The sequence below is a fragment of the Agromyces sp. Y782 genome (assembly GCF_059445405.1).
The window spans coordinates 1,841,373-1,864,881 of sequence record NZ_JCAIUG010000001.1; the positions used below are offsets into that span (position 1 = coordinate 1,841,373).

25 protein-coding genes are annotated in these 23,509 nt (G+C 68.8%); 17 read left to right on the forward strand and 8 right to left on the reverse strand.

The window, feature by feature from the left end:
• The first annotated feature begins 2 nt into the window (after nucleotides 1-2).
• The gene (locus tag AC1C2S_RS08400; protein ID WP_495352064.1) at nucleotides 3-161 is read left to right on the forward strand and encodes a hypothetical protein; all 159 of its coding nucleotides are present in this window, start codon (nucleotides 3-5) and stop codon (nucleotides 159-161) included.
• Nucleotides 162-283: 122 nt separating this feature from the next.
• Nucleotides 284-2,239: an FAD-binding monooxygenase gene (locus AC1C2S_RS08405; protein ID WP_495352065.1), complete on the forward strand. Its 1,956-nt coding sequence runs from the start codon at nucleotides 284-286 to the stop codon at nucleotides 2,237-2,239.
• Between the two features lie 8 nt (nucleotides 2,240-2,247).
• On the opposite strand, the gene AC1C2S_RS08410 is transcribed toward AC1C2S_RS08405, so the two are convergent.
• Together AC1C2S_RS08410 and AC1C2S_RS08415 are read right to left on the reverse strand one after the other, a co-directional pair.
• Nucleotides 2,248-2,961, reverse strand: coding sequence for an IclR family transcriptional regulator (locus AC1C2S_RS08410; RefSeq protein WP_495352066.1), 714 nt, complete (start codon nucleotides 2,959-2,961; stop codon nucleotides 2,248-2,250).
• Between the two features lie 149 nt (nucleotides 2,962-3,110).
• Nucleotides 3,111-3,728, reverse strand: a complete 618-nt coding sequence (locus AC1C2S_RS08415) for a TetR/AcrR family transcriptional regulator (protein ID WP_495352067.1) — start codon at nucleotides 3,726-3,728, stop codon at nucleotides 3,111-3,113.
• A gap of 57 nt (nucleotides 3,729-3,785) precedes the next feature.
• On the opposite strand from AC1C2S_RS08415, the gene AC1C2S_RS08420 reads away from it, so the two are divergent.
• The gene (locus AC1C2S_RS08420; RefSeq protein ID WP_495353221.1) at nucleotides 3,786-4,427 is read left to right on the forward strand and encodes an NAD(P)-dependent oxidoreductase; all 642 of its coding nucleotides are present in this window, start codon (nucleotides 3,786-3,788) and stop codon (nucleotides 4,425-4,427) included.
• The gene (locus AC1C2S_RS08425; RefSeq protein WP_495352068.1) at nucleotides 4,424-5,356 is read left to right on the forward strand and encodes an SDR family NAD(P)-dependent oxidoreductase; all 933 of its coding nucleotides are present in this window, start codon (nucleotides 4,424-4,426) and stop codon (nucleotides 5,354-5,356) included. Before AC1C2S_RS08420 ends, AC1C2S_RS08425 begins: the two co-directional genes overlap by 4 nt.
• Before the next feature lie 121 nt (nucleotides 5,357-5,477).
• On the opposite strand, the gene AC1C2S_RS08430 is transcribed toward AC1C2S_RS08425, so the two are convergent.
• Nucleotides 5,478-5,792 carry a DUF1905 domain-containing protein gene (locus AC1C2S_RS08430; protein ID WP_495352069.1) on the reverse strand — a complete coding sequence of 105 codons (315 nt, stop codon included), beginning with the start codon at nucleotides 5,790-5,792 and terminating at the stop codon, nucleotides 5,478-5,480.
• A gap of 242 nt (nucleotides 5,793-6,034) precedes the next feature.
• On the opposite strand from AC1C2S_RS08430, the gene AC1C2S_RS08435 reads away from it, so the two are divergent.
• The 3 genes from AC1C2S_RS08435 to AC1C2S_RS08445 are packed head-to-tail and all read left to right on the forward strand — an operon-like array spanning nucleotide 6,035 to nucleotide 8,951.
• On the forward strand, nucleotides 6,035-7,291 hold the full coding sequence (locus AC1C2S_RS08435; RefSeq protein WP_495352070.1) for a Re/Si-specific NAD(P)(+) transhydrogenase subunit alpha: 1,257 nt from the start codon (nucleotides 6,035-6,037) through the stop codon (nucleotides 7,289-7,291).
• Nucleotides 7,291-7,581, forward strand: coding sequence for an NAD(P) transhydrogenase subunit alpha part 2 (locus tag AC1C2S_RS08440; protein ID WP_495352071.1), 291 nt, complete (start codon nucleotides 7,291-7,293; stop codon nucleotides 7,579-7,581). The genes AC1C2S_RS08435 and AC1C2S_RS08440 overlap by 1 nt, the downstream gene beginning before the upstream one ends.
• The gene (locus AC1C2S_RS08445; protein WP_495352072.1) at nucleotides 7,578-8,951 is read left to right on the forward strand and encodes an NAD(P)(+) transhydrogenase (Re/Si-specific) subunit beta; all 1,374 of its coding nucleotides are present in this window, start codon (nucleotides 7,578-7,580) and stop codon (nucleotides 8,949-8,951) included. Before AC1C2S_RS08440 ends, AC1C2S_RS08445 begins: the two co-directional genes overlap by 4 nt.
• A 48-nt stretch (nucleotides 8,952-8,999) precedes the next feature.
• On the opposite strand, the gene AC1C2S_RS08450 is transcribed toward AC1C2S_RS08445, so the two are convergent.
• Entirely contained in the window at nucleotides 9,000-9,404 is a 405-nt protein-coding gene (locus AC1C2S_RS08450; protein WP_495352073.1) for a VOC family protein, read from the reverse strand.
• 117 nt (nucleotides 9,405-9,521) lie between these two features.
• On the opposite strand from AC1C2S_RS08450, the gene AC1C2S_RS08455 reads away from it, so the two are divergent.
• From AC1C2S_RS08455 to AC1C2S_RS08465, 3 genes are read left to right on the forward strand one after another with little or no spacing between them, the layout of a single operon-like run.
• A complete protein-coding gene (locus AC1C2S_RS08455; protein WP_495352074.1) occupies nucleotides 9,522-10,472 on the forward strand; it encodes a helix-turn-helix transcriptional regulator in 951 nt (316 codons plus the stop codon).
• A 37-nt stretch (nucleotides 10,473-10,509) separates the two neighbouring features.
• Nucleotides 10,510-11,097, forward strand: a complete 588-nt coding sequence (locus tag AC1C2S_RS08460; protein WP_495352075.1) for a DUF308 domain-containing protein — start codon at nucleotides 10,510-10,512, stop codon at nucleotides 11,095-11,097.
• Complete coding sequence (locus AC1C2S_RS08465) at nucleotides 11,094-11,390, forward strand: hypothetical protein (protein WP_495352076.1); 297 nt, start codon at nucleotides 11,094-11,096, stop codon at nucleotides 11,388-11,390. Before AC1C2S_RS08460 ends, AC1C2S_RS08465 begins: the two co-directional genes overlap by 4 nt.
• A 94-nt stretch (nucleotides 11,391-11,484) precedes the next feature.
• On the opposite strand, the gene purB is transcribed toward AC1C2S_RS08465, so the two are convergent.
• Both purB and AC1C2S_RS08475 read right to left on the reverse strand, forming a co-directional pair.
• A complete protein-coding gene (gene purB, locus AC1C2S_RS08470) occupies nucleotides 11,485-12,864 on the reverse strand; it encodes an adenylosuccinate lyase (protein ID WP_495352077.1) in 1,380 nt (459 codons plus the stop codon).
• Nucleotides 12,861-13,388, reverse strand: coding sequence for a low molecular weight protein-tyrosine-phosphatase (locus tag AC1C2S_RS08475; RefSeq protein WP_495352078.1), 528 nt, complete (start codon nucleotides 13,386-13,388; stop codon nucleotides 12,861-12,863). The genes purB and AC1C2S_RS08475 overlap by 4 nt, the downstream gene beginning before the upstream one ends.
• Here AC1C2S_RS08475 and AC1C2S_RS08480 point away from each other — a divergent pair.
• Both AC1C2S_RS08480 and AC1C2S_RS08485 read left to right on the forward strand, forming a co-directional pair.
• Nucleotides 13,387-14,859, forward strand: coding sequence for an aminoglycoside phosphotransferase family protein (locus tag AC1C2S_RS08480; protein ID WP_495352079.1), 1,473 nt, complete (start codon nucleotides 13,387-13,389; stop codon nucleotides 14,857-14,859). The genes AC1C2S_RS08475 and AC1C2S_RS08480 overlap by 2 nt on opposite strands.
• Nucleotides 14,844-16,361 (forward strand): hypothetical protein, encoded by a 1,518-nt coding sequence (locus tag AC1C2S_RS08485; protein WP_495352080.1) that lies wholly within the window; start codon nucleotides 14,844-14,846, stop codon nucleotides 16,359-16,361. The genes AC1C2S_RS08480 and AC1C2S_RS08485 overlap by 16 nt, the downstream gene beginning before the upstream one ends.
• Here AC1C2S_RS08485 and AC1C2S_RS08490 read toward each other — a convergent pair.
• The gene (locus tag AC1C2S_RS08490; protein ID WP_495352081.1) at nucleotides 16,324-16,710 is read right to left on the reverse strand and encodes a phage holin family protein; all 387 of its coding nucleotides are present in this window, start codon (nucleotides 16,708-16,710) and stop codon (nucleotides 16,324-16,326) included. The genes AC1C2S_RS08485 and AC1C2S_RS08490 overlap by 38 nt on opposite strands.
• A gap of 53 nt (nucleotides 16,711-16,763) precedes the next feature.
• Here AC1C2S_RS08490 and AC1C2S_RS08495 point away from each other — a divergent pair, with 53 nt between their 5' ends.
• The 4 genes from AC1C2S_RS08495 (at nucleotide 16,764) to AC1C2S_RS08510 (ending at nucleotide 21,758) form a co-directional block, all read left to right on the forward strand.
• Entirely contained in the window at nucleotides 16,764-17,873 is a 1,110-nt protein-coding gene (locus AC1C2S_RS08495; protein WP_495352082.1) for a histidinol-phosphate transaminase, read from the forward strand.
• 16 nt (nucleotides 17,874-17,889) lie between these two features.
• A complete protein-coding gene (locus AC1C2S_RS08500) occupies nucleotides 17,890-19,035 on the forward strand; it encodes a thiamine pyrophosphate-dependent dehydrogenase E1 component subunit alpha (RefSeq protein WP_495352083.1) in 1,146 nt (381 codons plus the stop codon).
• 179 nt (nucleotides 19,036-19,214) lie between these two features.
• The gene (locus tag AC1C2S_RS08505) at nucleotides 19,215-20,174 is read left to right on the forward strand and encodes an alpha-ketoacid dehydrogenase subunit beta (protein ID WP_495353222.1); all 960 of its coding nucleotides are present in this window, start codon (nucleotides 19,215-19,217) and stop codon (nucleotides 20,172-20,174) included.
• A gap of 66 nt (nucleotides 20,175-20,240) precedes the next feature.
• Nucleotides 20,241-21,758, forward strand: a complete 1,518-nt coding sequence (locus AC1C2S_RS08510) for a dihydrolipoamide acetyltransferase family protein (protein WP_495352084.1) — start codon at nucleotides 20,241-20,243, stop codon at nucleotides 21,756-21,758.
• Between the two features lie 160 nt (nucleotides 21,759-21,918).
• Here the strand turns inward: AC1C2S_RS08510 and AC1C2S_RS08515 are convergent, their stop codons facing one another.
• On the reverse strand, nucleotides 21,919-22,410 hold the full coding sequence (locus AC1C2S_RS08515) for a MarR family winged helix-turn-helix transcriptional regulator (protein ID WP_495352085.1): 492 nt from the start codon (nucleotides 22,408-22,410) through the stop codon (nucleotides 21,919-21,921).
• A 101-nt stretch (nucleotides 22,411-22,511) separates the two neighbouring features.
• Here AC1C2S_RS08515 and AC1C2S_RS08520 point away from each other — a divergent pair, with 101 nt between their 5' ends.
• Complete coding sequence (locus AC1C2S_RS08520; RefSeq protein ID WP_495352086.1) at nucleotides 22,512-23,417, forward strand: alcohol dehydrogenase catalytic domain-containing protein; 906 nt, start codon at nucleotides 22,512-22,514, stop codon at nucleotides 23,415-23,417.
• Nucleotides 23,418-23,509 lie beyond the last annotated feature (92 nt).

Here is a 23,509-nt window from a genome sequence, read left to right on the forward strand (position 1 = left end):
ACATGTCGAAGTTCACGGAGAAGATGAAGTCGCTCTTCCGTCGCCCTCGGCCGGTGACGAAGGAAGACGCCGCCGAGATCGCGGACTGGGTGAACGAAGGCGGCGCCATCGACCCTGATGGGCCGCCACCGATCATCGAAGGCGGCCCGAAGAAGGGCTGACCCCTCGAGCCCGGGTCGGCACGACGACGTTCGCCGAGCCCGCACATCGGCTTATGATGAGTGCGCGATATCAGAATGAGAAGTTCTATTATCGAACACCCACAGCGCAGTGAGGAGAAGCCGTGCAGTTCCACCACTACGGCTACGTGTCCGGTGACCCACGGGTGCAGCCCGCCGCCGGCGTCGGCATCGATCGCCCCGAGGAGCTTCCCGACGAGGTCGATGTGCTCATCGTCGGCTCGGGCCCGGCCGGTATCGTCGCCGCGGCGCAGCTCGCCCAGTTCCCCGACGTCGTGACGCGCATCGTCGAACGTCGTCCCGGCCGTCTCGCGATCGGCCAGGCCGACGGCATCCAGGCGCGCAGCGTCGAGACCTTCCAGGCGTTCGGCTTCGCCGAACGCATCATCGCCGAGGCGTACCGCATCACCGAGATGGCGTTCTGGAAGCCCGACCCCGAGCACCCCCGGAACATCCACCGCGCCGCGGTCACCCCCGACGATCCGACCGGCATCAGCGAGTTCCCGCACCTCATCGTCAACCAGGCGCGCGTGCTCGACTACTTCGCCGAGTACGCGCACAACTCCCCTGGGCGCATCACGCCGGACTACGGCTGGGAGTTCGTCGGACTCGACATCGCACAGCCGAGCGCGCACGGAACCCTCCCCGACCACCCGGTGACGGTCACCCTCGAGCGGGTCACGGGTGTCGGAAGCGGTGCCGGCGACGCGTCGCACGCCGCCCCGCTGGAGGGCACACGCACGGGCGAGCGCCGCACCCTGCGCGCCAAGTACGTCGTCGGCGCCGACGGTGCACGCAGCCAGGTGCGCGAATCGATCGGCGCCAAGCACATCGGCGCGCAGTCCTTCCACGCCTGGGGCGTGATGGACACGCTCGCCGTGACCGATTTCCCCGACATCCGCACGAAGTGCTCTATCCAGTCCGAGGCGGGCAACATCCTGCTCATCCCGCGCGAGGGCGGGCAGCTGTTCCGCATGTACGTCGACCTCGGGGAGGTCTCCGAAGACGACCGCGGCGCGGTGCGCCAGACCACGCTCGACGAGATCATCGCGAAGGCGAACGAGATCCTGCACCCGTACACGCTCGACGTGCGGAACGTGCCGTGGCATTCGGTCTACGAAGTCGGCCACCGCGTGACCGACCGCTTCGACGACGTTCCCGTCGAGGAGCAGGGCAGTCGCACCCCGCGCGTCTTCATCACCGGCGATGCCTGCCACACGCACAGTGCGAAGGCGGGCCAGGGCATGAACGTCTCGATTCAAGACGGCTGGAACATCGGCTGGAAGCTCGGCCAGGTGCTCGACGGCCGTGCTCACCCGGCGCTGCTCGAGACCTACCATGCCGAACGCCACGTCGTCGCGAAGAACCTGATCGAGTTCGATCGCGAGTGGTCGAAGCTGATGGCGACCAAGCCCGAGGACCTCGGCGACCCGGCAGAGCTCGAGGAGTTCTACGTGCGCACCTTCGAGTTCCCTGCGGGATTCATGACGCAGTACGAGGCCTCGATGATCGTCGGCGAGGCCGGCCACCAGGGCCTCGCAACCGGGTTCCCGATCGGCAAGCGCTTCAAGTCGGCGCCGGCCGAACGCGTCTGCGACGGCAACCCCGTGCAGCTCGGGCATCATCACCGCGCCGACGGGCGCTGGCGCATCTATGCGTTCGCGGATGCCGCGGCGCCCGCCCTGCGCGGCACGGTACTCGCCGACTGGGCGAACTGGCTGCACGAGGCATCCGACTCACCGCTTCGCGCGTTCACGCCCGACGGCGCCGACATCGACAGCGTCTTCGATGTGAAGGTCGTCTACCAGCAGCCTCATACGGCCGTCGATCTCGGGCGGGTGCCGCAGAACTTCCTTCCGCGCAACGGCCCGTTCGAGCTGACCGACTACGAGAAGGTCTACGCCGCCGACTCGCAGCACGACATCTTCGAGCTGCGCGGAATCGACCGTGCCGGAGCCGTCGTGGTGGTGCGGCCCGACCAGTACGTGGCGAACGTGCTGCCGCTGACCGCCCTCGACGAGCTGGCCGAGTTCTTCCGAGGCATCCTGCTCGCGCGCTGACGCGCCGGTCAGGCGCCGTACGCTCGGGCGATGGCCTCTGCGGCGAGCTGCAGGCGGCGAGCGATCTCGGCCTCAGGTTGCGAGAACGAGACGTGGATCACCGCGATCGATGCCGGCGGCTGGCCCGGCAACGCAAGCGGCACGGCGACCGACCTGAGCGACGGCACGACCTCGTCATGACTCAGCGCGTACCCGCGAACGCGGCTGGCGGCGATCTCCTCTCGAAGCCGGTCGGGCACGTCCGACGGCCAGGCACTCTCGGGAAGGCTGAGCAGAATCGCCTTGCCGGGGCCGCCGCGGGTGACCGGATGCCGGTGGCCGGGCCGGTACGACACCACTGCAACGGACTGGCGGGGTGAGGCGCTCACCAGTGTCACCGCCTCCTCGGCGTCGACGAGCACCGCGAGCAGGCAGGTCATGCCGAGCTCGTTGGCGACGGCGTTGAGCTCGGGCAGTGCGAGGTGCTGAAGGTCGCGGGCCACGCCCGAGGCGAGTGCCGCGAGTCCGGTGCCGAGGGCGAGTCGGCCGGCGGCGTCGCGCGTGACGAGCCCGTGATCCTCGAGGGTGCGCAGCAGCCGGTAGGCGACCGAGCGGTGCACGCCGAGTTCGCCCGCGAGCTCGTCGATCGTGAGGTTCCGGTCGGCGGCGGCGAGAATCTCGAGCACGCGGATGCCGCGGCTCAGGGTCTGCGAACCGGCTTGCGTTCCGGCGTCGGCTGCCATGTGGGAACGTCCCCTCGGTCGTGCGCGTCTGTCTCGTGCTCGTCCGATACTAGGACGGTTCGACCGGTAATCGAACGAATGTTCCGGCGGCGGCTACGCCGCATACTCGGGTTGTCAGGTCAGTCGAGCTTCGTCGTACGCGGTGTCGGTTATGCACGTTCCGCGTGTCCGTTACTGCGCTCGGGTCGAGGATCGTCCCCTGCTTGCCGCCACGTGCCGAGGCTCGTGATCGAGGCGTCGATGATGTCGTCGTGGACGGCTCTGTGCTCGATGGTGCTGCGGTAGTAGATCGGGCCTATGGCCTGAGCGGCTGCGGACAGCGGGTCCGAGGCGAGGATGATCTCGCCGCGGGTTTGTGCGTCCGTGAGAGCGGCGGCGAGGCGTTCGGCGAGCGTGTGTGCGAATCGGCTACGCCGGGCATCCATGCCGTCGTCCCAAAGAGCGGTGCTGGCGAGCGTGGTGGTGACGACGCGTACGTCGTCCTGTTCTAGCTGGCGGGCGATCGCGATGAGCTCGAGGCGAAGCCACTCCCGAGTGGGGGTCGCAGGAGTGTCGAAGAAGGGCATGGGAACGGTCGCCATGGCCTCCGCGAGCATCTCGACGCTGCGCGGCCAATGTCGGTAGACGGTCGCGCGTCCCATTCCGGTTTGCTCGGCGACCTGAGCGTGGGTCACCGCGGTCGGCCCCTTCGCCATGAGCAGTTCACGTGCTGCGTTCAGGATCGCCTCCTTGCTCCGCAGGAATCTGGGGTCCGCCTCAGTGCTCATGGCTCAAGTCTACGAGACAACTTGACTTATAGGCCAGGCTCCGCAATGCTCACCGTTATGAAACAGAATGTATCGCAGAGTTTGAAGGTAGCGGTCCTCGGAGCTACCGGCGCTACCGGACGGCACGTCGTCGCCACGGGACTCGAGCGCGGTCACGAGGTGGTCGCGCTCGTTCGGAGAGCAGACTCGTTCGAGCCAGCTGCCGGATTGACGGAGGTGGTGTGGGCTGACCTGTCCGATCGCGGCCCACTGACTCAGGGACTCGTTGGCGTGGACGTGGTGATCAGCACCCTCGGTGGAGCCGATACCGGGCCGACCACGGTGTGCACGGACGCCATCAGCACGACGCGGCCGGCGATGAGCGAGGCGGGAGTGTCGCGTCTGATCGTAGTGAGCGCTCACGGGGTGCTCGAAACTCACGACCGGTCGCTGTATTCGATGGCGGTATGGGCAGGGGTGAGCGAGAAGATGAAAGACAAGGAATCGATGGAATCGCTCATCACGTCGTCCGAGCTGGAGTGGACGATCGTTCGTCCGCCGATGCTGAAGGACACCCCCGCGACAGGCAAGTACCGGGTGGGCGAGGAGCTTCCGATCCATCTTTGGCACACCATCGGCCGCGCCGACCTCGCGGCGTTCCTGGTTCGAGAAGCCGAAGAACCTCAGTTCGTCCGGGGATACCCGAGGATCCACCGATGAGCGGCCGGTACTCGTTCGAGGGGAAGGTCGCAGTGGTTACCGGTGCTACCGGCGGCATGGGGCAGGTCATCGCTCTGGAGCTAGCTCGAAAAGGCGCGCACGTGATCGCCATCGCCAGGGACCCACGTCGAGCAGACGCCCTCGATGCGCAGATTGCCGGGCAAGCAGGCCCTGGTCGTCTCGAGGTACTCGCTGGCAACTTGTCGCAGCGGGACGGAATCATCCACACCAGCCAAGCGATCCTCGCTCGGCACGAAGCATTACACGTCCTGGTCAACAACGCCGGTGCCCACTTCAGCGACCACCGCGTCTCCCCAGACGGAATCGAGATGCACATCGCTGTCGACTATCTGGCTGCTTACGGATTGACCGCACTTCTTCACAACGCGCTGCGCCGGGGGCGGGCGCGCGTGGTCAACGTCGCTTCCGACACCCTCCGAGACACCCGACAAGTAAAACTGGTCGGCAGGCCTCGTCCAGCGACTCTGAACACTAGGGACCTCGACGACCTTACCCATCTCAACCCCGCAACGGGATTCATCCCCTTCCACGCATATGCGCGGGCGAAGCTACTGACAGTGATGGCCGGCTACCACCTCGCACGCACCCTCACTACAGACGGAGTAACAGTGAACGCGGTGCACCCCGGGATCGTCGCAACCGAGATCATCGACGACCTCGTTCCCAAGGCCTTACGCCCATTCGGTGGTCTCATCCGGCGGTCGATGCTCACTCCAGAACAAGGCGCCGCAGCAACCCTTCGTCTGGCTACCGACCCCGCGCTCGACAACGTGACCGGCCGATACTTCGTCCGCGACACCGACACCCCCACGCCTTCTGTTTCATACGACACCGCCGCGCAAGCTCAACTGCGAAACACCACCGACCGCTTCCTCAACGCTGGACAACCTGCAACGGGTGTCTCGTAACCTCGGTGTCTCAAAGCCCATGGGATTTACGCTGAGCGTTTGGCGTACGGCGATATCGGCGCCGGTCAAAGAACAGCACGGAGCACGGAGCACGGAGCACGGAGCGAACCGCGTCGGCGCCTCAGAAGCGGCGTTCCGTGAGGTGCACCTGCACCGTCGCGCCGGCCTCTTTGCCGATGGCGCGTCGCACGGCCGCGGTCACCGCCAGCTTGTGGCTGCCGTCGCCGAGTGCCATGAATGATCCGTCGAATGGGGCGCCGTCGACGGTGCCCGACACCTTCACGAGCCCATGGGTTCCGAAGAACTCGGCCGATGCCGGCCAGATCACGTAGGTCCAGCCGCCCTTGGCGGGGCTCCGCTCGAGCACGGCCTCGAAGGCGACGTCGAGTGGTCCGACGGCCGCCGGTGTGGGCGCTGCGCTGGTCATGGTGTTCATCATTCCTCCTCGATGCGGTGGGTACCAGTGGGTCGAGACCGGTGACGCGAATTCGACACGAATGACCGATCGCTTCCGCCCGACGGAACAACCGGCGAAGTTCGAGCGGGAAATCACCCCGGAATCGTGGAGCGGATGCCTCGCGGCCACGTACGCTGAACGACACGTGCAGCAGCGCCGCGGGCACGGCGATCGACCCCTTCCCACGGCACCGCTGCACTCCCGTGTCAGAAGGAGGGTTCGTGCGAGTCGGTATCCCGAAAGAGCGGCGTGAGGGCGAGCGCAGGGTCTCGGCCACCCCCGAGACGGTGCGGCAACTCGCCGGGCTCGGGCTGACCCTCACCATCGAGCGCGGTGCCGGCGAGGCATCCGATCACGGCGATTCGCAGTATGCCGATGCGGGAGCCGAGCTCGTCGACCGGCTCGACCTCGGCGCGATCGACGTGCTGTTGCACGTGCGACCGCTCACCGTCGAAACCGTCGCCGCCCTCCGCAGCGGCACGATCACGGTGGGGCTGGGGTCACCGGCGAGCGAGCTCGACACGGTTCGGGCGTTGCGCGACGCGCGGGTGAAGTCCTTCGCCCTCGAGCTCGTGCCGCGCATCTCGCGGGCGCAGTCGATGGACGCGCTGACGAGCCAAGCGCTCGTGGCCGGGTACCGCTGCGTGCTCGAGGCCGCCATGCGCCTGCCCCGGTTCTTCCCGCTCTTCATGACGGCGGCCGGCACGATTCCGCCGGCGAAGGTCGTCGTGCTCGGCGCCGGCGTCGCCGGCCTGCAGGCGATCGGCACGGCGAAGCGGCTCGGCGCGCGGGTCTCGGCGAACGACGTGCGCGCGGCATCGGCCGACGAGGTCGCCTCGATGGGCGGCACGTTCATCAACCTCGATCTCGACACCGCCGCCGACGCGGCCGGCGGGTACGCGAAGGAGCTCGGCGAAGACCGGGCGGCGACGCAGCGGCGTCTGCTCGCCCCCCACATCGCCGAGGCCGACGTGCTCATCACGACCGCGGCGATTCCCGGGCGCCCCGCGCCGCTGCTCGTCACGACCGAGATGGTCGCGGCCATGCGGCCCGGTTCGGTGGTCGTCGACCTCGCGGCCGAGTCAGGCGGCAACGTCGAGGGTTCGGTTGCGGGCACGGATGTCGCGGTGCCGACCGCGAGCGGCGAAGGCACGGTCACGCTCGTGGGTATGAAGGATGCCGCATCGAGCATGCCGGCCGATGCGTCGCGGCTCTACGCGAAGAATGTTGCCAACCTCGTCGAGCTCATGACGCACGACGGCCGGGTGGAGCCCGACTTCGACGACGAGGTGGTCGCGGGAGCGTGCCTGACGTTCGCCGGCGAGGTGCGGCATGCGCCGACGGCCGAGTTGCTCGGCGGGGACACGGGTCTCGATACGCGGCCTCCTTCGTCGGGCGCTACTCGACCAGCAGAGGGGCCTCCTTCGTCGGGCGCTACTCGACCAACGGAAGCACCCGACCAGGAAGGACACCGCTGATGGACGGCATCGCCCTCCTCACGATCACCGTGCTCTCGGTGTTCGTGGGCTTCGAGGTGGTCTCGAAGGTCTCGAGCACCCTGCACACCCCGCTGATGTCGGGCGCGAACGCGATCCACGGCATCATCCTCGTCGGCGCGATCATCGTCGCCGGCCAGGCATCCGACGGCTGGACCCTCGCGCTCGCGCTCGTCGCCGTCGTGCTCGCCACCGCGAACCTCGTGGGCGGCTTCGTCGTGACCGACCGCATGCTCGAGATGTTCCGCGGCCGCAAGGGGGTCGGTCGATGAGCCTCCTCTCCCCCATCTGGACGGCGCTGCTCTACCTGGTCGCCGCGGTCTGCTTCATCCTCGCCCTCAAGGGCCTCAGCTCGCCGAAGACCGCCCGTCGCGGCAACCTCATCGGTGCGGCCGGCGCGCTCGTCGCCGTCGTCACGGTCTTCCTCTCGATGAAGCTCGACAACATCCCGTGGATCCTCGCGGCGATCGCGATCGGCTCGGCGATCGCCGCACCGATCGCCCGCCGGGTGCAGATGACGCAGATGCCCCAACTCGTCGCCCTCTTCAACGGCGTCGGCGGCGGCGCCGCGGCGCTCGTGGCACTGCTCGAACTGCCGCACACGGATGACCCGTGGGTGCGCCTCGCGATCGTCTTCACGATGCTCGTGGGTGCTGTCTCATTCGCCGGATCGCTCGTGACGTTTGCGAAGCTGCAGGAACTCATGACGACCAGGCCTATCGTCTTTCCCGGGCTGCCGATCATCATGAGCGCCTCGGTGCTCGTGGCCATCGCGGCATCCGTCGCCGTCATCATCACCGGCGCCGGCTGGCTCGCCGTGGTCCTGCTCGCCTTCGGCCTGCTCACCGGTGTGCTGCTCGTGCTGCCGGTGGGCGGCGCCGACGTGCCGATCGTCATCTCGTTGCTGAACGCGTTCACGGGCCTCGCGGTCGCAGCGTCGGGCTTCGTGCTCGGCAACGTGCTGCTCATCATCGCCGGCACGCTCGTCGGCGCCTCGGGCACGATCCTCACCCGGGCGATGGCCTCGGCGATGGGACGCAGGGTCACGGGCATCATGTTCGGCGCGTTCAAGGGCGGGTCGACGGCCGGCTCGACCGTGGCATCCGATCGCCCGGTGCGCTCGTCGAGCGCGGAAGACGTCGCCGTGCTGCTCGCCTACGCGCAGAAGGTCATCATCGTGCCCGGCTACGGGCTCGCGGTCGCGCAGGGCCAGCACACGGTCGCCGAGTTGCAGACCGAGCTCGAGTCGCGGGGCATCGAGGTCGTCTTCGCGATCCATCCGGTCGCCGGCCGCATGCCGGGGCACATGAACGTGCTGCTCGCCGAGGCGAACGTGCCCTACGAGTCGCTGAAGGAGATGGGCGAGGTGAACCCCGAATTCAAGACAGCGGATGTCGCGCTCGTCGTCGGCGCGAACGACGTCGTGAACCCGGCGGCGAAGACCACGCCGGGCTCGCCGATCTACGGCATGCCCATTCTCGAGGTCGAAGAGGCGCGGCAGGTCGTGTTCCTGAAGCGCTCGATGCGGCCCGGCTTCGCCGGCATCGAGAACGAGCTGCTGTTCGAGCCGCAGACGACCCTGCTGTTCGGCGACGCGAAGGACTCGCTCGGCAAGGTGCTCGCGGCGGTGAAGGCGCTGTAGGGACCGAGCGAACAGCCGGGAACGTCGACCAGCGAGACCGGACAGGCGCTACTCGACCGGCGCGGGCCGGCGAATGTGCGCGTCGGCCCAGTGCTGGTTGAACATGACCCCGAGGATGTTGCCGAACGGATCGACCACGGATGCCGTGACGAAGCCGGGTCCGTGCTCGGTCGGTTCCTGGTAAGAGGTTCCCCCGAGGCCCAGCAGGCGCTCGTACGCGCCCTGCAGGTCGTCGACGTGCCAGTGGATGACCTCGCCGGCGGGGCCTTCGGGCACAGGCGGGCGGTACCGGGCGTCGATGAGGCCGAGTTCGTCTTCGTCGTCGCCGACGCGGAACTCGATGTAGCCGGGAACCCGGTAGTAGGGATCGATGCCGAGCACTTCTGCGTACCAGGCGGCGGCCGCCTCGAGGTCGGCGGCGTAGTAGCTGACAGTGGCGAATCCCCTGAGCATGAGCGGTTCCTTTCGAGTGATGCATCCGTGCGGTGCAGCGGATGTTCGAGGTGATGAGTACAGTCTCGAGCGCAGAAGTGCTCACCTCTTGACTACTTTTCCGACGAGAATGGAAACATGCGCGCAGATCGCCTCGTGGCCGTCCTCCTCACCCTGCAGGCGCGGGGTCGGGTGACCGCCGCGCAGCTCGCCGAAGAGCTCGAGGTCTCGGTCGCCACCGCTCGACGCGACCTCGAGGCGCTCTCCACCGCGGGCATCCCGGTGTACCCGCAGGCCGGCCGCGGCGGCGGATGGCAGCTGCTCGGCGGTGCCCGTACCGACCTCAGCGGCCTGTCGGCGGGCGAGGCACGTGCGCTCTTCCTGCTGGTCGGGCCCGCGGCATCCGTCGACCCCGAAGCGAAGGCGGCCCTGCGCAAGCTCGTGCGCGCCCTGCCCGAGACGTTTCGCACGCGCGCGCAGTCCGCCGCCGAGGCCGTCGTCATCGACTCGGGCGAATGGGGTCGGCCGCCCTCCGAACGCCCCGCCCTGCTTCCGGTGCTCGAAGCGGCGATCGTCGATCGGGTGCAACTGAACATCCGCTACGCCGCGTGGAATCGGGAGCCCGCCGACCGCACTGTCGACCCGTGGGGGCTCGTGCAGAAGCAGGACCACTGGTACCTGCTCGGCGGGGTCGACGGCGCTGAGCGCACCTATCGCGTCGACCGAATGCTCGAGGCGGTGCGCACCGAAGTACCGGCCGGCCGGCCCGAGGGCCTCGACCTCGCCGAGATCTGGGAGCGCGTCACCGCCGCGGTCGACCGGCAGCGCGCGAGCGCGGCCGCGACGATCGTGGTCGACTCCGGCATCGTGCCGCTGCTGCAGACGCAGTTCGGGCAGCGCGCCGTCGAGGAGTCGCAACTCGACCCCGGGCGGTCCCGGGTGCGGGTGACCGCACCCACTGCCGCGCTCCTCGCCCGCGGCCTCGCCGGCTGGGCCGAATTCCTTGAAGTCGTGGAGCCCGAGTCGCTGCGGCGCGAGCTGCACCGGCTCGGCGCCGCGCTCGTCAGCAGGAACCCGCCTCCCGCGTAGGATGGATCGGTACCCCAACAGATGTGAAAGAGGTCTCGTGCCCATCGCCGCCGCTCCCGAGCGCACTCGGTACTGGGTCGTCCCGGTCGTCCGCGGCATCCTCACGCTGGTGCCTGCTGCCGTCATCACGTTCTCGCAGAACCACTCCCCCGAGTTCGGTCTGCTCGTCTTCGGCGTCTGGGCGATCGCGTCGGGGCTCGTCGTCGGAGCACTCTCGTTGCGGCTCACGGTGGAGCGCGGCATCCGCTCGCTCTTCGTGATCGCCGCCGTGGTCACCGTCGCCGCCGGCCTGCTCGCCCTGACCGTGCCGGGCGGCCTGCCGTTCCTGCTCTACCTCGTGAGCGTCTGGGCCGCGGTCACCGGCTTCGTCGAGCTGTTCGCCGGCCTGCGGGCACGCGGCCGCACGCTCGCCGCTCGCGACTGGATCGCCGCCGGCGCCTTCACCGCGATCCTCGCGATCGTCTTCCTCGTGTTCCCGCTCGACGCCGTCACCGCGGTCGGCCTGCTCGGCGGCTACTTCGTCATCCTCGGCGTGTACCTGCTGATCGGCGGGTTCTCGCTGAAATGGGCGACCAGCCCAGCGGATGTCGCGCCTGACGTGCCCGGAACGGAGCAGCCCTCGTGACCCAGAACCCCGATGAGTACAAGCCGAGTCGGCGCGACGTGCTGCGCCCCATGGAGTACGTGGGCGGGGCGGCGATCGCCGCGATCTTCACCGGTCTCGTCGTGCTGATCACCGCCCGTGAGCTGATCTTGGCGCTCATCGTCGCCGGCATCGCGTTCATCGTGGTGCTCGTGGTGCTCGCGCTGCTCTCGATGGCGATCAAGCCCAACGCCGAAGAGGCCGCCGAGATCGACGGCGAGGAGCCGCCGGCCGCGCCGCCCGGGCCCGACGCGCCCTCCGCACCCGGCCACTGAGTCCCGCCAGCCGCCCGCCGGCCGGTCGAGCGCGCCGCGACTGTGCAGCGTGTCGTCGAGATCGTCGTGCAACTCGGCGATGACGGGCGCAGTCTCAGAGCCGGTCGACGAGTTCCGACGCGATGCCCGTGTACGTCGCTGGCGTCAGCGCGAGCAACCGCTGCTTCGCGGCGTCGCCGATCTCGAGGCCGTTCACGAATTCCGCGAGTTCGGCGGCGCCGACCCGCTTGCCGCGGGTGAGCTCTTTCAGCAGCGCGTACGGGTCGGCGATCGTCGAACGACCGGCGACGACCTCGGCGCGGATCACAGTCTGGATCGCCTCACCGAGCACCTCCCAGTTGGAGTCGAGGTCGGCGGCGAGCATCGCGAGGTCGAGGTCGATCTCGCCGAGCCCACGCTGGATGTTGTCGAGCGCGAGCATCGAGTGGCCGAAGCCGACGCCGATGTTGCGCTGGGCGCTCGAGTCGGTGAGATCGCGCTGCATGCGCGAGGTCACGAGGGTCGCGGCGAGCGAATCCAGCAGGGCCGAGGAGAGTTCGAGGTTCGCCTCGGCGTTCTCGAAGCGGATCGGGTTGACCTTGTGCGGCATCGTCGACGAGCCGGTCGCGCCGGGGGCGGGGATCTGCCGGAAGACGCCGAGCGAGATGTAGGTCCAGATGTCGGTCGCGAGGTTGTGCAGTACGCGGTTCGCGTGCGAGATCTTGCCATAGAGCTCGGCCTGCCAGTCGTGCGACTCGATCTGGGTGGTGAGCGGGTTCCAGGTGAGGCCGAGCGACTCGACGAACTCGCGCGAGACCTCGGGCCACGAGACATCCGGAGCCGCGACGACGTGCGCCGAGAACGTGCCGGTCGCACCCGAGAACTTGCCGAGGTACTCGGTCGCCTCGATCTGCCGCTCGATGCGGCGCAGGCGGTAGGCGAAGACGGCGATCTCCTTGCCCATCGTCGACGGTGTCGCCGGCTGGCCGTGCGTGCGCGAGAGCATCGACGCGTCGCGGTGCTCGCGGGCGAGCGCCTCGAGAGTCTCGATCACGGCGCGGTACTTCGGCAGCCACACCTCGCGCACGGCGTCGCGCACGGTGATCGCATAGGAGAGGTTGTTGATGTCTTCACTCGTGCACGCGAAGTGCGTGAGCTCCGAGATCGCATCGAGCCCGAGGTCGCTGAGTCGGCGTCGCACGTAGTACTCCACGGCCTTGACGTCATGCCGGGTCGTGGCCTCGAGGCCCGCGAGCTCGTCGATGTCGGGCTGGCCGAAGTCGGTGACAACCGAGCGCAGCTGCAGTCGCTGTGCGTCGGTGAGCGGCGAGGATCCGAAGAATCGTCGGTCGGTCTGGGCGATCAGCCACTCGACCTCGACGAGCACGCGCGCCCGGTTGAGGCCGGCCTCTGAGAGGTGTTCGCCGAGCTCGCCGACCGCCGAGCGGTACCGGCCGTCGAGGGGGCTGAGCGGCTGGGGAGGCAGCGAAGTCATCGAATTCCTTGTCTGAGTGCGGGTGCGAGTTGCCGGAAGAGGGCCGACGTCGACCGTTCAATCATCTCAAGTACTCGATCGAACATCACCGCGTCGGAGTAGTAGGGGTCGGGCACGTCATGCAGCGCCGTCGCCTCGGGCTCGAACTCGAGCAGCAGCCGCACCTTGTCCTGGTCCAAGGAGGTCTGCGCCCAGTTGCGGAGGATGCGCGACTGGCCGCGATCGAACGCGACCACGAGATCGAGCCGCGGGAAGTCCGCCGCGTCGAACTGACGGGCTCGGTGATGCGCGCCGTCGTAGCCCGCACGAGCGAGCGCGTCGATCGTGCGCTGGTCGGCGGGCTCGCCGACGTGCCAGTCTCCGGTGGCGGCCGACTCGATCGCGAGCCGGCCGGCGAGTCCGGCATGCTCGGCGTGCGCGCGCAACACCACCTCTGCCATCGGTGAACGGCAGATGTTGCCCGTGCACACGAAGGAAACTCGGAAGGGCTGCGCGGCGTCCCCCACGGGATCCGCTCGCGTCATGGGTTCCATTGTGGTCGAGATCGGGCCGATGCACACCAGCCAATTCGAGAGCGATCCGCTGGGCGGTCGAGCGATGCGCGCAGACAGAGGGGCGACGACGATGGCGGATGCCCCGGAGCCCGACATCCTCGTCGACGACACGCTCGCCGCGACGCTCGTGGCGGCGCAGCATCCCGACCTCTCAGGCCCCATCGTGCGCATCGCCAACGGCTGGGACAACGTGATGTTCCGTCTCGGCGATCGGTACGTCGTGCGACTGCCGCGCCGCGAGGTGGCGGCCGGGCTCGTGCTGCACGAGCAACGCTGGCTGCCCGAGATCGCCCGCCGAGTCACCGTGCCGGTGTCCGCCCCGGTGCGGGTCGGACGGCCCGCGCCCGAGCTCGGGTTCGATTTCTCATGGAGCATCCTGCCCTGGTTCGACGGCGCCAGCGCCGCCGACGTCGCGCCGGCGGAGCGCTCGGCGACGGCGCCGGGGCTCGCGGCATTCGTCGCCGAGCTCGGCGTGCCCGCGCCGACCGATGCCCCGGTGAACGAGTATCGCGGCGTGCCCCTCGCCGGTCGCGACGCGGCGATCCGCGACCGGTTCGAGCGAGGGCTCGGAGGGCTCGGAGGGCTCCGGGGCGGCGAGGAGCTGCGCGCAGTATGGGAACGCGCGCTCGCCGCGCCCGAATGGCCTGGTCCACCCGTGTGGCTGCACGGCGACCTGCACCCGGCGAACCTCGTGCTCGGGGCATCCGGCGATCTCGAAGCCGTCGTCGACTTCGGCGACGTGTGCGCCGGCGACCCCGCCACCGACCTCGCGACGGCGTGGCTCACGTTCGACGCCCCAGCGCGGGCGGTCTTCCGTGCCGAGGTCGACCGGCGTCGCGAGACGGATGCCGCGATGTGGGATCGTGCCCGAGGGTGGGCACTCGTGCTCGGCAGCGCGATCGTCGACACGATCGGTACCGGGGTCGTCTCGGCCGCGTCGGCGTGCACACGCTCGAGCAGGTGCTGCTCGAAGGCTGACGCGCGACCGGTCCTCCACAGTCGTGCCGAGCCGTCGGCCGTACACAGGAGGGCGGTCTCGGCGGCCGAGGAACTCCTGCCCCGCAAGACTCCTTCCATGCTCGATTCCGATCCATACCCGCTTGCTGTGATGGGCAGCGCGCTCACCGCAGAGCGCATCGAAGATGCCAGGGCTCACTTGCGAATGCTCCGATCGCTGTTGGCCGAGGTGAACGAGTCCGTCCGGCGACTCGTGCCACCGTCGACCGGGGCCTGGCGATCTGCGGCGGCCGGCGGTTACGCCGATCGCCTCGAGTATTTGCGCGGGTGGGTCTTCGGTGCTCAAGAGGCTCTCGTCGTCGCCGAAGCGGGGCTCACCGACCGCATCCATCGCATGGAGGCGCAGCTCGAGGTGCAGCGCGCCTCGATTGGCGCACCGAGCACGCCGGTGACGAACACGGAGCCGTCGTGGACGACTCGCTGACCATCAGCGGCGGCGGTTCGACGGCCGTCGCCACCGATGAACTCTTCGCCGACGCCTCTCGCCTCGGTGGCGCCGAGGCGACGCTTGAAGACTGGTACGAGCGAGCCCGAGTGATCAGTATCGGACTCGGTGGGCTGGACCTCGGCGAACCTTCGGCGGGCGGCGATCCGAGCTCGCCAGCGGGGGGAACCGCACTGGCGAAGCACCGGCTGCGGGAGTCACGAGAGATCGCAGGCGACCTGAGGGAGTCACTCGTCGAGAGCGCCGAACGGTACGGCTCGACCGAACGCATGGTCGACGCCATGTGGCGCCTCGGCGGCGCACACGTGGCCTGGTTCGCGGGCGTCGCCGCGTACGCGATCGTTCCGGGTCTCGCCATCGCCGCCGGAGCAGAGTTCGGAGCGCGTGCACTGGGCTGGCGTACTCCGCTCCACGATTGGCTCGACGACCAGAAACAGGTCTTCTCCGACCCGTTGTTCGTGCGCGCCGTGCGCACCGCATTCGACTCGGCAGACGAGTTCGTCGGCGGGTTCCTGCCGCTGCCGCCCGGGTTGTCCCTGCTCGCCGGCTCCGCGATCGGCGCACCCGAGAACGCCTCGGTGATACTCGGCGTCACGGGACTCGTCGGCCTCGGCACCGGGAGTCGAGTGCTCGTCGACCGGGCGGTTCGGGTGATGCGACCGCTCGCCGACGGCCGCGCCGACCAGAGCGTCGCGCCGCGCGACGCACGCAGTGCCGCCCATCCCCCCGAGGGCCCGGTGACCGCGCCGGGCGGCATCGGCGACTTGGTCGAACGTGTTCCCGCGACCGACTCAGGCGCGCAGATCCGTGTGGAGCGCTACGGCGAGGTCGATGACCCTCGGTGGGTCGTCTACATCGGCGGCACGGTCGACCTGACCATCACCGCGGGCGTCGAGACCCACGACATGACCAGCAACCTCCACGGCATCGCCGATGACACGCCCCTCGACTTGCTGCGGCCCACCGGCGCGGACTCGGGCGCGGCCGAACGCGCGGTGCGCCTCGCGCTCGAGGAGGCCGGGGCCCAACCCGGCGATCCGCTGTTGCCGGTCGGCTACTCGGGCGGCGGCGTCGTCGTCGCCGCGCTCGCCGGCGACCCCGAGCTGAACGTGGTCGCGGCGGTGACCGTCGGCAGCCCGGTCGCCTCGGCCGAGTTGCGTGACGGGGTGCCTCTGCTCTCGATCGAGCACGAAGAAGACCTCGTGCCGGCGACCGGCGGCTGGGGGCATCCGTCACCTGAGCGTCTCACCGTCTCCCGGAGCGTGCTCGAGGCCGGTGTCGAGTACGAAGACTCGGTGCCGGCGCACGATCCCTCGCGCTACCGGCGAACCGCCGAGCTCATCGACGCATCAGAAGAGGAGCGACTCGTGGCGTTCCGCGAGCAGGTCGCCGACTTCACCGGCGGTGGTGACGGCGAGATGACCCGATGGATCGGGATGCGCGTCAGCTCTGCGCCGTCGGACGCACCACGAGACCGATGAGCCAGCTGATGAGCCCCAGCACGAGCGCGCCGAGCACGCCCCACCAGAAACCCTCGACCGCGAGGCCGAAGCCCATGAGGCCGCTGATCCAGTCGACGAGCAGCAGCAGCAGCCCGTTGACGATGAACGAGATGAGGCCGAGCGTCAACACATAGAGGGGGAACGCGACGATTCTGATGAAGTTGCCGATGATCGCGTTCACCAGCCCGAAGATGAGCGCAACGAGGAGGTAGGTGAGCACGGTGGCGAGGGTGGTGTCTTCGTAGGGCACGACCTTGACGCCCGCGACGATGAGCGTCGTGAGCCAGAGGGCGAACGCGATGACGATGACCTTGACGATGAACCGCATGGGTCCACTCTGTCAGACGGGCCCCGGACGGGCGAAGGGGTACGGTGGAATTCGTGACCGCACCGGAGCCCACGGGGGCGCGCGTTCGCTTGCGCCCCGAGATCGCCGCCCTTCCCCCTTACCGCCAGGGGCGCCCGGCGCCGGCCGACGGGTTCAAGCTCTCGAGCAACGAGAACCCGTTCGATCCGCTGCCGTCGGTCGTCGACGTCGTCGCGACGTCGGCGCATCAGATCAACCGGTATCCGGATGCCACGGCACTGGCCCTTCGGGAGCAGCTCGCCGAACGATTCGGCGTCACCGCCGACGAGGTGCTCGTCGGTGCAGGGTCCGTCGCGCTCCTCGCACAGTTCATCCTCGCGGCCGCGGCTCCCGGCGACGAAGTCGTCTACTCGTGGCGTTCGTTCGAGGCCTACCCCGGACTCGTCACCGTCGCCGGTGCCACGAGCGTGACCGTGCCCAATCGCGCCGACCACGGTCACGACCTCGACGCCATGGCGGAAGCGATCACCGAGCGCACCCGGGTCGTCATCATCTGCTCCCCCAACAACCCCACGGGCGTGATCGTGACCGCGACCGAGTTCGAGGCGTTCATGGCGAAGGTGCCGGCCGACCGGCTCGTGCTGCTCGACGAGGCCTACATCGAGTTCGTGCAGGCCCGCGCATCCGTCGACGGCCGTACCCTCATCGGCCGCTACCCCAACCTCGTCGTGCTGCGCACCTTCTCCAAGGCCTACGGGCTCGCCGGCCTCCGCGTCGGCTATGCCGTCGGGCCGGTGGAGCTGCTCGACGCGGCTCGTGCGACCGCGATCCCCCTCGGGGTCACGGCTGCCGCGGCATCCGCTGCCCTCGCCTCGCTCGAACCCGAAGCCGAGACCGAACTGCGGGGGCGCGTCGCCGCGATCGCCGAGCGGCGCAGCCGTGTGCGCACGGCGCTCGTGCAGCAGGGCTGGCCGGTGCCGCAGGCGCAGGGCAACTTCATCTGGCTCCCGACCGGTGATGCGACTGCAGCCGTCGCCGACCGTCTCTTCGAGGCCGGGCTCGTGGCGCGCGCGTTCGCAGCCGAGGGCATCCGAATGTCGATCGGTGAAGAGGAGTCTGTCGATATCCTCCTCACGATTTGCGGCGAGCTTGTACCTGCTTCACAAGAAGGGCTTCCCGGGTAGCGGGTAGCGTGGAACGGTGGCAGCCCGCGAAAGAGAGTTCACCGCGCCGACGGTCCAGCTCCTGACCCCCGAAGGCGTACTCCGCCCCACCCCCGAAGCCGAGGCGTACCTGCCGCTCGTCGAGGCGTTGAGCGACGCCCAGCTCGAGCGCTTCTACCGCGATATGGCGGTCTCCCGCCGCATCGATGTCGCGGGTGCGAACCTGCAGCGGCAGGGCCAGCTCGCGCTCTGGGCTCCGAGTCACGGGCAGGAGGCCGCGCAGGTCGGATCCGCGCATGCAGCGCGCCCGCAAGACCACCTCTTCCCGTCGTACCGCGAGCACATCGTCGGCATCATCCGCGGGCTCGACCCTGTGAGCATCCTCGCCCTCTTCCGCGGCGCGACCCTCGGCGGCTGGAACCCCGAGGAGAACGGCAACTTCCACCTCTACACGCTCGTGCTCGCCTCCCAGACGCTGCACGCGACCGGGTACGCGATGGGCCTCCAGTTCGACGGCGCCACAGCGACGGGCGACTCCGAGACGGATGCCGCGGTGCTCGTGTACTACGGCGACGGCGCCAGCTCGCAGGGCGACGCGAGCGAGGCACTGGTCTTCGCCTCGAGCTACCAGACGCCGCAGGTCTTCTTCATCCAGAACAATCAGTGGGCGATCTCGGTGCCGGTCTCGCGGCAATCGCGCAGCCCCCTGTCGCTGCGCGGTGGCGGGTTCGGCATGCCGGGCGTTCGCGTCGACGGCAACGACGTGCTCGCGAGCTACGCCGTGACCCGGCAGTCCCTCGAAGAGGCGCGCGCGGGCGTCGGCCCGAGTCTCATCGAAGCCCTGACATATCGCATGGGCGCGCACACCACCGCAGACGACCCTTCGAAGTACCGCAGTGACGACGAGGTGGCGTACTGGGAGGCGCGAGACCCGATCACGAGGTATCGCGCGTGGCTCGAGGGTCGCGGGGCATCCGCTGCCTTCTTCGACGACGTCGATGCCGAGGCCAATGACATCGCGACCGACTTGCGCCGCCGTGCGCTCGAGCTGCAGGCGCCGACCCGCGAGGTGATCTTCGAGCACGTCTACAGCGAGCCGCACCCGCTCATGGCCGAGCAGGCCGAATGGCTCGAGCGGTTCGAGACGTCGTTCGACGCATCGTCAGACGGGAGCGCAGCATGAGCGCCCGCATCGAAGAGGAGACCCCCGTGACGGATGCCGCGACCGACGCTGCGCGGGCGACCGGGGCCGACTCGACCGGGTCGTCGGGGTCGAACGGCGAGACCGGGTCGAACGGCGAGACCGGGTCGACGGGCGGCGCCGGATCGCCCGACGGCGTGCGCGGCGTGCAGACCCTCTCGATGGCGAAGGCCATCACCGCCGGTCTCCGCGAGTCGATGCGCGCCGACGACAAGGTGCTGCTCATGGGCGAAGACATCGGGCCGCTCGGCGGCGTCTTCCGTGTGACCGAAGGGCTCTCCGCCGAGTTCGGCGACAAGCGCGTGCTCGACACCCCGCTCGCCGAATCCGCCATCGTCGGCACGGCGATCGGACTCGCGATGCGCGGCTACCGGCCGGTCATCGAGATTCAGTTCGACGGCTTCATCTTCCCCGCGTTCGACCAGATCACGACGCAGCTCGCGCGCCAGACCGTGCGGCACGGCGGCACCGTCTCGATGCCGATCGTGATCCGTGTGCCATACGGCGGGCACATCGGCTCGATCGAGCACCACCAAGAGAGCCCCGAGGCGTACTTCGCGCACACCCCGGGCCTGCGAGTGGTGAGCCCGTCGAACCCGCATGACGCGTACTGGATGATCCAGGAGGCCATCGAGTCCGACGATCCCGTGCTGTTCTTCGAGCCGAAGGCCCGTTACTGGCCGAAGGGTCCCGTCGACCTCGACCACGCCGGCCTGCCGCTGCACGCGAGCCGCGTGATGCGGCCCGGCACCGACGTCACCGTCGTCGGCCACGGCGCGATGGTGGCGACGCTGCTGCAGGCCGCCGACATCGCAGCCGCAGAGGGCCGCAGCCTCGAGGTCGTCGACCTGCGTTCCCTCTCCCCCATCGACTACGGCCCCCTGCTCGACTCGGTGCACCGCACCGGGCGGCTGGTCGTCGCCCAAGAGGCGTACGGCAACGTGTCGGTGGGTTCCGAGATCGCCGCGACCGTCGCCGAGCGGGCGTTCTACTCGCTCGAGGCGCCGGTGCTGCGTGTCTCGGGCTTCGACACGCCCTTCCCGCCCGCGGCGGTCGAGACCGAGTACCTGCCGAGCCCCGACCGCGTGCTCGAAGCCGTCGACCGCGCCCTGGCGTACTGACTCGGCACGCGCGGCGGCGCACTCACATGACGACGACGGCATAGATCGACTGCGAGGGTAAAGAGCATGAGCGAGATCCGATTCCCCCTCCCCGATGTCGGCGAGGGCCTCACCGAGGCCGAGATCGTGCAGTGGCGTGTCGCGCCCGGTGATCACATCGTGCTCGACCAGGTCTTCGTCGAGATCGAAACCGCGAAATCACTCGTCGAACTGCCGAGCGCCTTCGAGGGCGTCGTCTCCGAATTGCTCGTCGAAGAGGGCAACACGGTCGACGTCGGCACGCCGATCCTGGTCATCCAGACGGATGCCGCTGGGCAGGCGTCGGGCGGCCAATCCGGCCCTGCCGTGGGCGGTGTCGGCGATGCCGCCGTCGATTCGACTCCACCGGCCGTCGGCGCCGCCACGGCGGTCGCACCTGCCGCGGTCGCGCCGAACGCGTTCGCATCTGCCGCGGGAACGTCGCAGCAGTCACCCGCCGCCGAGGCCCAGGCCGAAGGCAGCGGTGCGGTGCTCGTGGGGCACGGCAGCTCGGGTCCGCTCGAGACCCGCCGTCGACGTCACCCCAACCCCGACGGTGCGCACGGGCACCTCGCCCCGCCGCTGCCCGCTCCCCCGGCCGCGCCCGCCGCGGCACGGCCCGCGGTCGCGGGAGACATGCCAGGCGCGACATCCGCTGCCGCTGCCGGTGCGCCTGCAGCGCAGGCGTCGCGCCAGGCTTCACGGGTCCCGGTGATCGCCAAGCCGCCGATTCGCAAGCTCGCGAAAGACCTCGGCGTCGATCTGTCACGGGTTGCGCCGACCGGTTCGATCGGTGACATCACTCGCGACGACGTCATTCGCGAAGCGAGCCAAGCGAGCGTGTTCCGAAACATCCAGACGCCCGAATGGCCCACCGGACGCGAAGAGCGCATCCCGGTCAAGGGCGTACGCAAGGCGATCGCCAACGCGATGGTGCAGAGCGCGTTCCAAGCGCCGCACGTCAGCCTCTTCGTCGACGTCGACGCCAGCCGCACGATGGAGTACCTCAAGCGGCTGAAGGCGTCACCCGACTACGCGGGCGTCAAGATCTCACCGCTGCTCATCATGGCGAAGGCCCTGATCTGGGCGGTGCGACGCAACCCCACCGTGAACGCGCAATGGACCGACTCCGAGATCGTCGTCAAGCACTACGTGAATCTCGGCATCGCAGCGGCGACCCCCCGCGGACTCATCGTGCCGAACGTCAAAGATGCCCAGGCGATGACGATGGTGGAGCTCGCCACCGCGCTCGAGCAACTCACGCTCACCGCCCGCGAGGGCAAGACGCAGCCCGCCGAGATGCAGGGCGGCACGATCACGATCACGAACATCGGAGTGTTCGGCATGGACACCGGCACGCCCATCTTGAATCCGGGCGAGGTCGGGATCGTGGCGCTCGGCACCATCAAGCAGAAGCCATGGGTCGTCGACGGCGAGGTGCGACCGCGCTTCGTCACGACCATCGGTGCGTCGTTCGATCATCGCGTGGTCGACGGCGACGTGGCGTCGCGGTTCCTCGCCGATGTCGCGTCGATCATCGAAGAGCCGGCGCTGCTGCTCGAGTAGCCTCATGAGCTCGCCTTCCGAGCCGTAGCATCCGATCGTGAACTCGATCTCGCGAAACATGCGATACCCGATGTGAGCACAGACCGTGACATCATCGCCCGCTCGCTCAACGGGGAGCGGATCGGGTATCGAGCGCCACCCCACGGCGCTTCCAGGCGGTCTAGCGAGCTGATCGAGGTGGTAGGAGGCTCACGCAGTCGCTTCGAAGCGGGGTGAGAATGGATTCCGCGAGGTCCTCCAGTTGGTCCAGCTGCCGGTTCTCGAGAAGCTCGAACACTCGTGTACGGACTTCCGCGACGTAACCGGGCTCCACCTCCTCCACAAGGCGCGCCCCCGCCCGCGTCAGCCTCGCGAGGGTTTTTCGCGCGTCCGTCGGTTCGGTGCTGCGGGTGAGGAGGTTTCGTTTCTCCAACCGGCCGACGATCCGCGACAGGTGCGACGGTGTCACGCTGGCGGTGGCAGCCAGGCGGCTCATGTGAACTTCGCGGTCCTCGCTGAGTGACAAACAGCGCAGTACCCCGAACTCCGCGTGGCTGAGATCCGCAGACCGCTCGAGGTAGGTATCCAGTTCCGCGGGCAGCCACATCATGACGCCCACCAGCAGCGACCAAGTTCGGTCCTCCTGCGGAGAGAGGAGATCTGTTGCAGACATGATCACACGTTACCGATACTTACCGCGGAAAGGAATTCGTGTAGGGTTACTTTCCGCAGCAAGCATTTGCTGCGTCGTGCCCACCGGAAAGTAGAACTCTTATGCGCGCTGCCCGTTTCCACTCGTACGGAGCCCCTGACGTTCTCGTCGTCGAGGACGCGCCGGAACCTCATGCCAGTGAGGGTTCGGTTCGGATCAAGGTGCACGCCACGAGCGTGAATCCGATCGACGTTCTCCTGCGCGCCGGCCATTTTGAGCCGTTCCTACCCCTGCCCCTGCCCGCCATCCCTGGCCGGGACGCTGTCGGTGTCGTCGACGAAATCGGTCAGGGTGTGACGGGCACACAGGTGGGTGACGTCGTGTTCGGCTTGGGCGGGGTCAGCGACACCACGGCCGAGTTTGCGGTCCTGACTGCATGGAGCACCGTCCCTGACGGCTGGTCGACGGCGCAGGCCGCCGCAGCAGGGCTCGCGTCCGCCGCAGCCGCGGGTGCTCTCGACGCCCTGGGTGACCTGAACGGTAAGACATTTCTCATCGACGGCGCTTCGGGTGCTGTCGGCAGCGCAGCCGCAGCGTTCGCCCTCGCCGCCGGCGCCACCGTCATTGGCACAGGGCGCGAGAGCAACCATCCGTACCTGGAGTCGCTCGGTGTTCTCCCGACGACGTACGGCCCGGGGCTGGCCGAACGCGTGGCGACCCTCGCGCCCGGCGGCGTGGACGCAGCTCTGCATTCGACCCCGTCCGACTCGCTGTCAGAACTGATGAGCATCGTCGGGGACACCTCACAGGTCGTCACCGTCATCGACGACCAGGGGGCCGCGAGACTCGGCGTCAGGAAAATCGACGCCCGCAACGAATCAGCCTTCCTGCGGTACGCAGCCGCGCTCGGGCGGGACGGGCGCTACACGCCCCGTGTCGACCACGAGTTCTGCTTGGCCGACATCGTCGAGGCGCACACCCTGGCAGCCGAGAGCGGCAGGGGCAAGGTCGTGATCACTCAGCCCTGACCGGCCTGGATATGTCTGTCCGACCCGACGCGGCCGCTGCCGACAAACGGAAACTGCCGCAGCAGCCGCGTCGCCGCTGCCCCTCGCTCGTG

Coding starts and splice junctions, on each gene's coding strand:
- AC1C2S_RS08490 (WP_495352081.1), bottom strand. CDS start 16,710: ATGCGGTTCATCGTCAAGGTCATCGTCATCGCGTTCGCCCTCTGGCTC.
- AC1C2S_RS08455 (WP_495352074.1), top strand. CDS start 9,522: ATGCGCGCAGATCGCCTCGTGGCCGTCCTCCTCACCCTGCAGGCGCGG.
- AC1C2S_RS08475 (WP_495352078.1), bottom strand. CDS start 13,388: ATGACGCGAGCGGATCCCGTGGGGGACGCCGCGCAGCCCTTCCGAGTT.
- AC1C2S_RS08450 (WP_495352073.1), bottom strand. CDS start 9,404: ATGCTCAGGGGATTCGCCACTGTCAGCTACTACGCCGCCGACCTCGAG.
- purB (WP_495352077.1), bottom strand. CDS start 12,864: ATGACTTCGCTGCCTCCCCAGCCGCTCAGCCCCCTCGACGGCCGGTAC.
- AC1C2S_RS08480 (WP_495352079.1), top strand. CDS start 13,387: ATGGGTTCCATTGTGGTCGAGATCGGGCCGATGCACACCAGCCAATTC.
- AC1C2S_RS08520 (WP_495352086.1), top strand. CDS start 22,512: ATGCGCGCTGCCCGTTTCCACTCGTACGGAGCCCCTGACGTTCTCGTC.
- AC1C2S_RS08425 (WP_495352068.1), top strand. CDS start 4,424: ATGAGCGGCCGGTACTCGTTCGAGGGGAAGGTCGCAGTGGTTACCGGT.
- AC1C2S_RS08505 (WP_495353222.1), top strand. CDS start 19,215: ATGGCGAAGGCCATCACCGCCGGTCTCCGCGAGTCGATGCGCGCCGAC.
- AC1C2S_RS08515 (WP_495352085.1), bottom strand. CDS start 22,410: ATGTCTGCAACAGATCTCCTCTCTCCGCAGGAGGACCGAACTTGGTCG.
- AC1C2S_RS08415 (WP_495352067.1), bottom strand. CDS start 3,728: ATGAGCACTGAGGCGGACCCCAGATTCCTGCGGAGCAAGGAGGCGATC.
- AC1C2S_RS08440 (WP_495352071.1), top strand. CDS start 7,291: ATGGACGGCATCGCCCTCCTCACGATCACCGTGCTCTCGGTGTTCGTG.
- AC1C2S_RS08420 (WP_495353221.1), top strand. CDS start 3,786: ATGAAACAGAATGTATCGCAGAGTTTGAAGGTAGCGGTCCTCGGAGCT.
- AC1C2S_RS08410 (WP_495352066.1), bottom strand. CDS start 2,961: ATGGCAGCCGACGCCGGAACGCAAGCCGGTTCGCAGACCCTGAGCCGC.
- AC1C2S_RS08430 (WP_495352069.1), bottom strand. CDS start 5,792: ATGAACACCATGACCAGCGCAGCGCCCACACCGGCGGCCGTCGGACCA.
- AC1C2S_RS08400 (WP_495352064.1), top strand. CDS start 3: ATGTCGAAGTTCACGGAGAAGATGAAGTCGCTCTTCCGTCGCCCTCGG.
- AC1C2S_RS08445 (WP_495352072.1), top strand. CDS start 7,578: ATGAGCCTCCTCTCCCCCATCTGGACGGCGCTGCTCTACCTGGTCGCC.
- AC1C2S_RS08510 (WP_495352084.1), top strand. CDS start 20,241: ATGAGCGAGATCCGATTCCCCCTCCCCGATGTCGGCGAGGGCCTCACC.